The sequence below is a fragment of the Pseudomonas silensiensis genome (assembly GCF_050434865.1).
GTDB classification, from domain to species: Bacteria; Pseudomonadota; Gammaproteobacteria; order Pseudomonadales; family Pseudomonadaceae; genus Aquipseudomonas; species Aquipseudomonas fluorescens_W.
Window position 1 is genome coordinate 76,594 of the sequence record NZ_JBNDJH010000010.1, and the last position, 12,147, is coordinate 88,740.

Below are 12,147 nucleotides of genomic sequence, written 5' to 3' on the forward strand. Positions count from 1 at the left end.
TCGTTGTTTTCATGCTTCTGTCGTCGATTATGCCGACTCCAGAAATGCATTCGGCGCTGTGTTCAACAGCGCCGTGTGTGATTACTTGATCAGGCCAACCCGCGAGAAATTCGGCAGGTGACTGAGTTTAGGTTCCGGCCAGCTCATCCAGACTGCGAAGGCCTTGCCGACGATATTCTTGTCGGGAACCATGCCCAGCAGATCCTTTGGAATGCTCGGATCATCCCAGTAGCGACTGTCGTTCGAGTTGTCGCGGTTGTCGCCCATCATGAAGTAGTGCCCGGCAGGCACGGTCCACGAATGGTCCGGCGTTGCGCGGTAGCGGCTCATTTCCTTGCGGATCAAGTGCTCGGCGACGCCGAGTTTTTCCTTGTAGAGCTCAGCGCTGCCCAACGTGCCCGGCTCGGAGCCGACCAGTTGTTCGGCAATCGACTCACCGTTGACGAACAGACGCTTGTCAGCGGTGTAACGAATCTGGTCACCCGGCAGGCCCACCACACGTTTAATGTAGTTGACGTTAGGATCGCTCGGGTAGCGGAACACCATCACATCGCCGCGCTGTGGATCACCGACTTCGATGACTTTCTTGTCGATCACCGGCAAGCGGATCCCGTAAGAAAACTTGTTCACCAGAATGAAGTCGCCAACGTCCAGGGTCGGTTTCATCGAGCCGGAAGGAATCTGGAACGGTTCCACCAGGAACGAACGCAGTACCAGCACGATGAACAACACCGGGAAGAACGACTTGCCGTATTCGACCAGCAGCGGCTCTTTGTTCAGTTTCTCGACCACCATCCCGTCAGGCTGGCTGACGCTGCCCTGATAGGAGGCAATGGCGGCACGCCGACGCGGCGCCAGGAAAACCAGATCGAGCAACGCCAACAGGCCGCAGACGAACACGGCGATGACCAGCAACAGCGGGAAATTTAGTGACATAGGACCTAACTATCCAACCTGAGCACTGCAAGGAAGGCTTCTTGTGGAATTTCCACGTTGCCGACTTGCTTCATGCGTTTCTTACCGGCCTTCTGCTTTTCAAGCAGTTTCTTCTTACGGCTAACGTCACCGCCGTAGCATTTGGCCAATACGTTCTTTCTGAGTGCCTTGACGGAGGTTCGCGCAATGATCTGCCCGCCAATGGCGGCCTGGATCGCGACGTCGAACATCTGGCGCGGAATCAGTTCTTTCATCTTCTCGGTCAACTGGCGACCTTTGTAGTGCGCGTTATCTTTGTGCACGATCAACGCCAGGGCGTCGACCTTGTCACCGTTGATCAGCACATCCAGTTTCACCAGATTAGCCGATTGATAACGATCGAAATGGTAATCCAGCGAAGCATAGCCACGGCTGGTGGATTTCAGACGGTCGAAGAAGTCCAGGACCACTTCGTTCATCGGCAAATCGTAGGTCACTTGAACCTGGGTGCCGAGGAACAGCATGTCGTGCTGTACGCCACGCTTCTCGATGCACAGGGTAATGACGTTGCCCAGGTGCTCTTGCGGCACAAGAATATTGGCCCGCACGATCGGTTCGCGCATGTCTTCGATCGAGGACAGGTCTGGCAGCTTCGATGGGTTGTCGACGTAAATCGTTTCACCGGTTTTCAGCAGCAACTCGAAAATTACCGTCGGCGCCGTGGTGATCAGGTCCAGGTCGTACTCGCGCTCCAGACGCTCCTGGATGATTTCCATGTGCAGCATGCCGAGGAACCCGCAACGGAAGCCGAAGCCCAGTGCGTCGGAGCTTTCCGGGGTGTATTGCAGGGACGAGTCGTTGAGCGTGAGCTTTTGCAGGGCTTCACGGAAATCTTCGAAGTCGTCAGAGCTGACCGGGAACAGACCGGCGTATACCTGCGGCTGAATGCGTTTGAAGCCTGGCAGCACGTCGACGTCCGGCGTGGAGCTCAAGGTCAGGGTGTCACCGACCGGCGCACCGTGAATGTCCTTGATGCCGGCGATGATGAAGCCCACTTCGCCGGCCTTCAGGTCAACGGTGGCGGTGTGTTTCGGGTTGAAGACACCGACGCTGTCCACCAGGTGGATCTTGCCGGTGGACTTGACCAGGATCTTGTCGCCCTTCTTCACACGACCGTGGCGCACGCGAACCAGGGAAACAACGCCCAGGTAGTTGTCGAACCAGGAGTCGATGATCAACGCTTGCAGCGGATCTTCATAGTTGCCGGTCGGCGCAGGAATGGTCTTGACCAGACGCTCCAGCACTTCGTCGACGCCCAGACCGGTCTTGGCACTGCACTCGACCGCATCAGTGGCATCGATGCCGATGATTTTTTCGATTTCTTCTTTCACGCGGTCCGGATCGGCCTGAGGCAGGTCGATCTTGTTCAGGACCGGCATCACTTCCAGGCCCTGCTCAATCGCGGTGTAGCAGTTGGCTACCGACTGCGCTTCAACGCCCTGACCGGCATCGACCACCAGCAACGCGCCTTCACAGGCCGCCAGCGACCGGCTGACTTCATAGGTGAAGTCAACGTGGCCCGGGGTGTCAATGAAGTTCAGCTGGTACTTGATGCCATCGCGAGCGGTGTAATACAGGGTGACGCTGTGGGCCTTGATGGTGATCCCGCGTTCACGTTCCAGGTCCATGGAGTCCAGAACCTGGGCTTCCATTTCGCGCTCGGCAAGGCCGCCACACATCTGGATGAAGCGATCGGCCAGCGTCGACTTGCCATGGTCAATGTGGGCGATGATGGAGAAATTGCGGATATGACTCAAATCACTCACGGATCAACACTCAAAAAGGCTGCAGGCATAGCCCGCCGAAAAATAGCCGGGAATTGTACCTGATCCACGGCGCAAGCGTCACGTTCGCAGGTCAGACGGCGCCTACAAAAACGCCCCGGTCTTGCGACAGGGGCGTTTTGAGTGACCTGCAAGGTCAGGAGAAACCCTTGATCAACCGGCCCGGCGCAACAACCAGACCCCGGCCAAGGCACAAACACCCGCCGGAACCAGCACCGCAAACAGTGGCGAGAAACCGAAGACCAGGCTCGAAGGACCGAGCAAGTCCTGAACGATACGGAAGGTGAAACCCACCAGCACGCCGGTGAACACTCGCTGACCAAGGGTCACCGAGCGCAATGGACCGAAGATGAAGGAAATCGCCATCAGTACCAGAGCGGCGGTGACCAGCGGCTGCAACACCTTGACCCAAAATGCCAGCCAGTAACGGCCATTGCTCAGGCCCTGGTCAGCCAGGTAGTGGATGTAACCCCACAGACCGCTGATCGACAGCGTTTCAGGCGACATGATGACCGTGTTCAACAGCTGTGGACTCAAGGCGACGTCCCAGCGCTCGACCGGGGTGGTGACCACTTCAGTGCTCTTTTCATGGAACAGCGTGGTGGTGACTTCGCTCAACTGCCAGTGATCCTGATCGAACTTCGCGCGTTTGGCGAAGCTGGAAGACAGCATGTGACGCTCATTATCGAAACGATAACGGGTGACGCCGTACAGCAGACCGTCGGGTTGCACCGAGTTGACGTGAATAAACTCATCACCCTGGCGATGCCACAAACCATGCTTGGCGCTTTGCGCATCGCCGCCACCCTGAGCCAGGGAGCGATTGGCCTGAGCGGTGACTTCGGTGGCTGGCGCGACGTATTCGCCGATCAGCACACCCACCACCATCAGGACCAGCATCGGCTTCATGACCGCCCAGACGATTCGCCCGATCGACACGCCAGCAGCGCGCATGATGGTCAGCTCGCTGTGACTGGCCAGGCTGCCGAGGCCTATCAGGCAACCGATCAATGCCGCCATCGGCAACATGTCGTAAAGACGGCGCGGCGCGGTCAGCAGGACATAACTCAACACGTCGACCAGGGTGTAGGTATCGCTGACCTCACTCATTTCATCGATGAACGCGAACAGTGTCGCCAGACCGAGAATGATCCCCAGGACCGCCAGAATTGCCACGAATACGCTGCTACCAATGTAGCGATCGAGCTTATCCACGAGCCACCTCCAGCGCGCTGCGGCGACTCGCCAGCTTCAACTGCAAGGTTTCCCAATAGAGCAAGCCCAGGCCGATGGCCAGGAAGATTGCATGCACCCACCACAACCCCAGAACAGGCGGAATCTTGCCTTTTTCAAGGGCACCGCGGGCGGCAATCAGGATGGACAGGTAAGCCATATATAGAAGAATCGCCGGCAACAGCTTGAGGAAACGGCCCTGACGCGGATTGACCCGCGACAGCGGCACCGCCATCAGGGTCACGATGAAGACCAGCAACGGCAGGGATAGACGCCATTGCAGTTCGGTGCGGGAGCGAATGTCGTCGCTGCCCATCAGGAAACTGGTGGTCATTGCGTCACGGTCGGTCACTTCGTCGCTGACGTCCGGCTTGGGCAGCAACACGCCGTATTCGTCGTACTTGATCGCCCGGTAGTCGGCCTGACCCGGATTGCCGTCATAGCGATAGCCGTTGTCGAGAATCAGGTAACGATTACCGTCGGGGCGAATTTCCTGGCGACCCTTCTCGGCCACCAGCACGGAAATCCCGCGATCCTTCGTGTCGGACGAGACGTTTTTTTGCGAAATGAATACGCCACCGAGGTTGATGCGGTCATCCGACAGCGTTTCGGTGTAGGTCACCCGTGTCCCGTCACGCAACGCCTGGAAGCGACCCGGCTCGAGGGTGTCGAACTCGGTCAGGGCATCCTGCTTGTTCAAGAGCAACTGGAACTGGTTGGCGCCTTGTGGCGCCAGGCTCAGGCTCAGCCATGCCACCACCAGTGCGACCAGGGTGGCGGGAAAAAGGGTCATGGCAAACAGACGCTGCTGGCTCATGCCGGTGGCAGACAGCACCGTCATTTCGCTTTCAAGGTACAGGCGACCGTAGGCCAGCAGGATTCCGAGAAACAGGCCCAAAGGCAAAATCAACTGCAGGAAACCCGGCAGACGAAAGCCCATGATCAGGAACAGCGAGCCCGGATCCAGGAGGCCAGAGGCCGCCTGGGCGAGGTACTTGATGAAGCGACCGCTCATGATGATGACCAGCAGCACAGCGCTGACGGCGCTCAAGGTCAACAGGACTTCGCGGGATAGATAACGGAAGACGATCAAACCAGACACTCCAGGGTTGTCAGGCTAAGGCGGCCAAACAAGCAAACGCATCAGCCGGCTCGCAGGGCAGAGCCGCCGAAAAAGATGCGCATTATCCTGTGATTGGGTGCGCCTGTCACTGCGCACGCTCAAGCAGGCGGTTAAAGCGTTGAAGATCGTACAACCGAGGGTTGTCAGGCGCCGGTAGCGAGGTTCAAACTGCGGCCTTTGTCGCGGGCCGTGACCTGCGTCTTTCTATTTATAAGCAAGCTCGAACGCATGCCGTCGAGCTCTTGCGTGTTGACCATTAATTCAGGGACCCGGACATGGAACTGGTTGTAAAAAGCGTTAGCCCAGAAACGTTGAAAACCGCCACTCTGGTGGTCGCCGTCGGCGAAGGCCGCAAGCTCGGTGCCGTCGCCAAACAACTCGACGAACTGAGCGGTGGCGCCATCAGCGCTGTGCTCAAGCGCGGCGACCTGGCTGGCAAAGTCGGTCAGAGCCTGTTGCTGCACAGCCTGCCGAACCTCAAGGCCGAGCGCGTGCTGCTGGTCGGCGTTGGCAAAGACGAAGAGCTGGGCGACCGCCCGTTCCGCAAGATCATTGCCGGCATCCTCAACACTCTTAAAGGCCTGGGCGGCAGCGATGCAGTGCTGGCCCTGGACGAAGTCGTGGTCAAAGGCCGCGACAGCTACGGCAAGACCCGTCTGCTGGCCGAAACCCTGGTGGACGGCGAATACACGTTCGACCAGTTCAAAAGCCAGAAAGCCGAGCCTCGCAGCCTGAAGAAAGTCACACTGGTGACCATCAAGGCTGCTCAGGCTGAAGTCGAGCGCGCCGTGGCCCACGCCACCGCTATCGCCAACGGCATGGCGTTCACCCGCGACCTGGGCAACCTGCCGCCGAACATCTGCCACCCGACGTTCCTCGGTGAGCAAGCGAAGAACCTGGGCAAAGAATTCAAAAGCCTGAAAGTCGAAGTCCTTGATGAGAAGAAGATCAAGGACCTGGGCATGGGCTCGTTCTACGCCGTGGGCCAGGGCAGCGCCCAGCCACCGCGCCTGATCGTCATGCAATACAACGGCGGCAAGAAATCCGAGAAGCCGTACGCACTGGTCGGCAAAGGCATCACCTTTGACACCGGCGGTATCAGCCTGAAACCGGGCGCCGGCATGGACGAAATGAAGTACGACATGGGCGGCGCTGCCAGCGTATTCGGCACCCTGCGTGCCGTGCTCGAACTGAAACTTCCGATCAACCTGGTGTGCATCCTGGCCTGCGCCGAGAACATGCCGAGCGGCAACGCTTCGCGTCCTGGCGACATCGTCACCACCATGAGCGGCCAGACCGTGGAAATCCTCAACACCGACGCCGAAGGCCGTCTGGTGCTGTGCGATGCCCTGACCTACTCCGAGCGCTTCAAGCCACAAGCGGTGATCGATATCGCGACCCTGACCGGCGCTTGCGTCGTTGCGCTGGGTTCCCACACGTCGGGCCTGCTGGGCAACAACGACGAGCTGATCGGCCAACTGCTGAGCGCCGGCCAATCGGCTGACGATCGCGCCTGGCAACTGCCGCTGTTCGATGAGTACCAGGAACAGCTGGACAGCCCGTTCGCCGACATTGCCAACATCGGTGGCCCGAAAGCCGGCACCATCACCGCTGCCTGCTTCCTGTCGCGCTTCACCAAGAACCTCAACTGGGCGCACCTGGACATCGCCGGCACAGCCTGGACCAGCGGTGGCAAGGACAAGGGCGCCACTGGCCGTCCGGTTCCATTGCTGACCCAATACCTGCTGGACCGCGCCAAAGCCTGAAACCGATGACCCTGGGCAGCGTCACTTTCGGGTGACGCCGCCCTTGGCTCAGGAACCGCAATGACCAAAGTCGACTTCTATATCCTGCCCAGCGCCGATCCTTCGGCGCGGCTGGATTTTGCCTGCAAGCTCACCGAAAAAGCCTGGCGCATGGGCCACCGCATCTACCTGCATTGCAGCGATGCTGCCCAGCGTGACGATCTCGATGCGCGTTTGTGGGCCTTCAAGGGCGAAAGCTTCGTGCCCCACGGTCCCGCCGAAAACGAGCCCGACAGTTTGATTGTTCTGGGCCTTGGCGATGACTGCGGCCCGCATCAGGACCTGTTGGTCAACCTCGACCTGAAAGTCCCGGCCTTCGCCAACAAGTTCGCCCGCGTGGCGGAAGTGGTGGTGGAAGATCCGACGATTCGAGCGGCTGCGCGGGAGAGTTTCCGTTTCTACCGCGAACAGGGCTATCCTCTGCAAGATCACCGTTTACAGCGACTCTGAGCATTCCGATGGACACTCCAAAACCGCAGCAACAGTCCGCGCACTTGCTGGATGACCTCGAGTCGATCCGCCAACTGCTCGGCGATGACAACCTGCAACCGCCCTTGCTCACCGACACGGTCGAGGAAGGTGATCAGGAACAGATTCCGATGCTGTTCGATACGGTCGGCGCCAGCCCGCCAATTATCGAACCGGCGCCACCCGCCCCTGCAGCCCCTGTCGCTCAACCGGCGCCCGCCGCCAGCAAGGGCCCCGACGACCTGCTGCACCTGGATGACGAACTGCGCGCCGCCGCGCAATTGATCATGCAAGACGTGATCGACGACTTCGCCCCGCACATCGAAACCGAAATCAAACGCCGCCTCAGTGCGCGGATGGAACGGTTGCTCAGTCAATACGAATAACCCTGAGCCCAGTGGGCTTCTGTGGCGAGGGAGCTTGCTCCCGCTCGGTTGCGCAGCAGCCGCATAGCCGGAATACGCGGTGTACCTGACACACCGAGCTTGCGCATGTCGGGGCCGCTTCGCGACCCGGCGGGAGCAAGCTCCCTCGCCACAGGTTCATTCCACAGTTTGATCTGCGCCCGGTCTGCCCCTGCTCGCCCTACGCCCCATGCCCCGCTATACTTGCCGGCTTTTCCTGAATAAATGCCAATAGGGTCCCGCCGCGCATGGATAAGACCTACCAGCCGCACGCCATTGAAACTTCCTGGTACAACACCTGGGAGTCAGAGAATTACTTCGCCCCGCAAGGCGCGGGCGAGTCCTACACCATCATGATCCCGCCGCCGAACGTCACCGGCAGCCTGCACATGGGTCACGGCTTCAACAACGCGATCATGGACGCCCTGATCCGTTTCCGCCGCATGCAGGGTCGTAACACCCTGTGGCAGCCGGGTACCGACCACGCCGGTATCGCCACGCAAATGCTGGTGGAGCGTCAACTCGAAGCCCAGGGCCAGAATCGTCACGATCTGGGCCGTGAGAAATTCCTCGAGAAAGTCTGGGAATGGAAGGATCAGTCCGGCGGCAACATCAGCCGTCAGATCCGCCGTCTCGGCTCGTCCGTGGACTGGGGCCGCGAGCGCTTCACCATGGACGACGGCCTCTCGGAAGCCGTTAAAGAAGCCTTTGTGCGCCTGCACGAAGACGGCCTGATCTACCGCGGCAAGCGCCTGGTCAACTGGGACACCAAGTTGCACACGGCCATTTCCGACCTCGAAGTGGAAAACCACGACGAGAAAGGCTTCCTGTGGAACCTGAAATACCCACTGGCCGATGGCGCCAAGACCGCTGAAGGCCAGGATTACCTGATCGTCGCGACCACTCGCCCGGAAACCATGCTCGGCGACGCCGCCGTAGCGGTTAACCCGAACGATGAACGCTACCAAGCCCTGATCGGCAAATTCGTCGAGCTGCCGCTGGTCGGCCGCCGCATTCCGATCATCGCCGACGATTACTGCGACCCAGAATTCGGCACCGGCTGCGTGAAAATCACCCCGGCCCACGATTTCAACGACTACGAAGTCGGCAAGCGCCACAACCTGCCGCTGCTGAACATCTTCGACAAGAACGCCGCCGTACTGCCGGCCTGTCAGGTGTTCAACCTCGACGGCACGCTGAACGAAAGCATCGACGGCAAGATTCCGGCCGACTACGCCGGCCTTGACCGCTTCGAAGCGCGCAAGCAGATCGTTGCTGCGTTTGATGCTGCCGGCCTCTTGGTCAGCGTCAACGACCACGCGCTGAAAGTGCCGAAAGGCGACCGCTCCGGGACCATCATCGAGCCGTGGCTGACCGACCAGTGGTACGTATCGACCAAGCCTTTGGCTGAGCCAGCCATCGCGGCTGTTGAAGACGGCCGCATCGCCTTCGTGCCGAAACAGTACGAAAACATGTACTTTTCGTGGATGCGCGACATCCAGGACTGGTGCATCAGCCGTCAGCTGTGGTGGGGCCACCGGATTCCGGCCTGGTACGACGAGTCGGGCAAGGTCTATGTCGGTCGCGACGAAGCCGAAGTACGTGCCAAGCACAACCTCGGCCCGGACGTGGCGCTGCAACAGGACAACGACGTTCTCGACACCTGGTTCAGTTCGGGTCTGTGGACGTTCTCCACGCTCGGCTGGCCTGAGCAGACCGAATTCCTGAAGAAATTCCACTCCACCGACGTGCTGGTGACCGGCTTCGACATCATTTTCTTCTGGGTTGCCCGGATGATCATGCTCACCATGCACTTGGTGAAGAACGAAGACGGTACGCCGCAGGTTCCGTTCAAGACCGTTTACGTTCACGGTCTGGTGCGTGATGGCCAAGGCCAGAAGATGTCCAAGTCCAAGGGCAACGTCCTGGACCCGCTGGACATCATCGACGGTATCGAGCTGGAAGACCTGGTGCAGAAACGCACCTCCGGCATGATGCAGCCGAAACTGGCGAAGAAGATCGAGAAGCAGACCCGCGACGAGTTCGCCGACGGCATCGCCAGCTACGGCACCGACGCCCTGCGCTTCACCTTCTGCTCGCTGGCGTCCACCGGTCGCGACATCAAGTTCGACATGGGCCGCGTCGAAGGCTATCGCAACTTCTGCAACAAGATCTGGAACGCCGCGCGCTACGTGCTGGACAAGGGCGAAGACTGCGGCCAGAACGGCGAAGCTTACGAGCTGTCGCTGGCGGATCGCTGGATCATTTCGCAGCTGCAACGCACCGAAGCCGAAGTGACCCGTCAACTCGACCAGTTCCGCTTCGACCTGGCCGCACAAGCCTTGTACGAGTTCATCTGGAACCAGTATTGCGACTGGTACCTGGAACTGTCCAAGCCTGTGCTGTGGGACGAAAACGCGCCGGTCGAACGTCAGCGCGGCACCCGCCGCACGCTGGTTCGGGTGCTGGAAGTTGCGCTGCGTCTGGCCCATCCGTTCATGCCGTTCATCACCGAAGAAATCTGGCAGCGCATCGCGCCGCTGGCCGGTATCGAAGGCAAGACGATCATGCTGCAACCGTGGCCAGTGGCCAATGAAGAGCGCATCGATCCGGCCGCCGAGAACGACATCGAATGGCTCAAGGGCCTGATGCTCGGCACGCGCAACATCCGTGGCGAAATGAACATCGGTCCAGGCAAGCCGCTGAACCTGTTCCTGAAAAACGTCAGCGCCGAAGATCAGCGTCGTCTCACCGAGAACGAAGCCCTGCTGAAGAAGCTGGCTCGCCTCGAATCGATCACCGTGTTGGCTGCTGGCGAAGAAGCACCGCTGTCCGCCACCGCATTGGTCGGCGAGATGGAAGTGCTGGTGCCGATGGCCGGTCTGATCGACAAAGATGCTGAACTGGCGCGTCTGGACAAGGAAATCCTGCGTCTGCAGGGCGAAGTTCAGCGGGTTGGCGGCAAGCTGTCCAACGCCGGTTTCGTCGACAAGGCCCCGGCCGAAGTCATCGACAAGGAACGCGCCAAACTGGCTGAAGCTGAACAGGCTTTGGGCAAGTTGGCCGAGCAGCATGCGCGGATTGCCAGCCTGTAACGGCAAATCGCAATGAAAACGGGAGGCCACAATGGCCTCCCTTTTTTATTTCAAATCACCACAAATCTCCTGTAGGAGTGAGCCTGCTCGCGATTGCGGTGTGCCAGACACCATCATCGGTGACTGTTTCACCGCAATCGCGAGCAGGCTCACTCCTACAATTGGTCGGTGTTGCCTCATAGATGTGGGACAATACCCGCCACTTTTAGCCATACCCGAATCGACAACGCCCATGAACGCCCCCCGCACACCAAGACCTGCGCGCAAAAAGCCTGATTCCGCGACCCCGGCCAAAGCCGTGGAGCCCCGTGAGAAGGCCAGCCTGCACCCGCGCAACCGCCACCAGGGTCGTTACGACTTCCCGGCGCTGATCAAAACCACGCCGGAACTGGCGAAGTTCGTGATCATCAACCCGTACGGCAAGGAAAGCATCGACTTCGCCAGCCCGGACGCGGTGCGGGTGTTCAACCGTGCGTTGCTCAAGTCGTTCTACGGCGTCGCCCATTGGGACATCCCGGCCGATTACCTCTGCCCACCGGTTCCGGGCCGTGCCGATTACGTGCACTTCCTGGCCGACCTGCTGGCCAGCGTCAACGACGGTGAGATCCCGCGCGGTGCGCCGGTCAAGGTGCTCGATATCGGCATGGGCGCCAACTGCGTTTATCCGTTGATCGGCTACAGCGACTACCGCTGGCACTTCCTCGGCTCGGAAATCGACCCGACGGCCGTGGCCGCCGCCAAAGCCATCGTCCAGTCCAACGGGCTGAACAAGGCCATCCAGTTGCGCCAGCAAAGCAATCCCAAGCACATTCTGCTGGGCCTGCTCGAACCCGGCGAACGCTTCGACCTGACGATGTGCAACCCGCCGTTCCACGCCTCGATGGACGAAGCGACCAAGGGCAGCGAGCGTAAATGGCGCGCGCTGGGCCGCGCCGATCCAAAACGCAAACTGCCTGTGCTGAACTTTGGCGGTCAATCGGCAGAATTGTGGTGCGAAGGTGGCGAAGCACGGTTTGTGACGCAACTGATCGCCGAGAGCGCGCATTTCCAGCACAAAGTGCTTTGGTTCAGCACCCTGGTCTCGAAAGCCTCCAATCTGCCGGCGATCCAGACGGCGCTGAAAAAGGCCGGCGTACTGGAAAGCCAGGTCGTGGAAATGTCCCAGGGGCAGAAGCAAAGCCGCTTCGTCGCCTGGACCTTCCAGACCAAATCCGAGCAGCAGGTCTGGCGCGAACGTTGGGTTAAAAAAAGCTGAGTAGC

The 12,147-nt window shown here is 59.8% G+C and carries 9 protein-coding genes; 5 read left to right on the top strand and 4 right to left on the bottom strand.

The genetic code is table 11. The annotated features are described in order from the left end of the window. Window positions 1–81: 81 nt before the first annotated feature. The 4 genes from lepB to lptF all read right to left on the bottom strand — a co-directional run bounded on the left by lepB (window position 82) and on the right by lptF (window position 5,085). Complete coding sequence (gene lepB / locus QF010_RS16080) at window positions 82–936, bottom strand: signal peptidase I (protein ID WP_033056412.1); 855 nt, start codon at window positions 934–936, stop codon at window positions 82–84. A gap of 5 nt (window positions 937–941) precedes the next feature. Continuing rightward, window positions 942–2,741, bottom strand: coding sequence for a translation elongation factor 4 (gene lepA / locus QF010_RS16085; RefSeq protein WP_008151572.1), 1,800 nt, complete (start codon window positions 2,739–2,741; stop codon window positions 942–944). Window positions 2,742–2,912: 171 nt separating this feature from the next. Further along, complete coding sequence (gene lptG, locus QF010_RS16090) at window positions 2,913–3,974, bottom strand: LPS export ABC transporter permease LptG (RefSeq protein ID WP_033056413.1); 1,062 nt, start codon at window positions 3,972–3,974, stop codon at window positions 2,913–2,915. Then, window positions 3,967–5,085, bottom strand: a complete 1,119-nt coding sequence (gene lptF, locus QF010_RS16095; RefSeq protein ID WP_033056414.1) for an LPS export ABC transporter permease LptF — start codon at window positions 5,083–5,085, stop codon at window positions 3,967–3,969. The genes lptG and lptF overlap by 8 nt, the downstream gene beginning before the upstream one ends. A gap of 305 nt (window positions 5,086–5,390) precedes the next feature. Here lptF and QF010_RS16100 point away from each other — a divergent pair, with 305 nt between their 5' ends. From QF010_RS16100 to rlmF, 5 genes are all read left to right on the top strand, one after another. Next, window positions 5,391–6,881: a leucyl aminopeptidase gene (locus QF010_RS16100; RefSeq protein ID WP_429533502.1), complete on the top strand. Its 1,491-nt coding sequence runs from the start codon at window positions 5,391–5,393 to the stop codon at window positions 6,879–6,881. A 60-nt stretch (window positions 6,882–6,941) separates the two neighbouring features. After that, window positions 6,942–7,370: a DNA polymerase III subunit chi gene (locus QF010_RS16105; RefSeq protein ID WP_033056416.1), complete on the top strand. Its 429-nt coding sequence runs from the start codon at window positions 6,942–6,944 to the stop codon at window positions 7,368–7,370. 8 nt (window positions 7,371–7,378) lie between these two features. Continuing rightward, complete coding sequence (locus tag QF010_RS16110) at window positions 7,379–7,774, top strand: DNA polymerase III subunit chi (protein WP_429533503.1); 396 nt, start codon at window positions 7,379–7,381, stop codon at window positions 7,772–7,774. A gap of 266 nt (window positions 7,775–8,040) precedes the next feature. Next, window positions 8,041–10,887, top strand: a complete 2,847-nt coding sequence (locus QF010_RS16115) for a valine--tRNA ligase (protein ID WP_429511942.1) — start codon at window positions 8,041–8,043, stop codon at window positions 10,885–10,887. Window positions 10,888–11,119: 232 nt separating this feature from the next. Continuing rightward, window positions 11,120–12,142, top strand: coding sequence for a 23S rRNA (adenine(1618)-N(6))-methyltransferase RlmF (gene rlmF, locus QF010_RS16120; RefSeq protein ID WP_033056419.1), 1,023 nt, complete (start codon window positions 11,120–11,122; stop codon window positions 12,140–12,142). Window positions 12,143–12,147: the final 5 nt, after the last annotated feature.

Bases quoted from the DNA above. Each gene is read 5' to 3' on its own strand.
- lepB (WP_033056412.1), bottom strand. From the start codon at position 936: ATGTCACTAAATTTCCCGCTGTTGCTGGTCATCGCCGTGTTCGTCTGC.
- QF010_RS16100 (WP_429533502.1), top strand. From the start codon at position 5,391: ATGGAACTGGTTGTAAAAAGCGTTAGCCCAGAAACGTTGAAAACCGCC.
- QF010_RS16105 (WP_033056416.1), top strand. From the start codon at position 6,942: ATGACCAAAGTCGACTTCTATATCCTGCCCAGCGCCGATCCTTCGGCG.
- QF010_RS16110 (WP_429533503.1), top strand. From the start codon at position 7,379: ATGGACACTCCAAAACCGCAGCAACAGTCCGCGCACTTGCTGGATGAC.
- QF010_RS16115 (WP_429511942.1), top strand. From the start codon at position 8,041: ATGGATAAGACCTACCAGCCGCACGCCATTGAAACTTCCTGGTACAAC.
- rlmF (WP_033056419.1), top strand. From the start codon at position 11,120: ATGAACGCCCCCCGCACACCAAGACCTGCGCGCAAAAAGCCTGATTCC.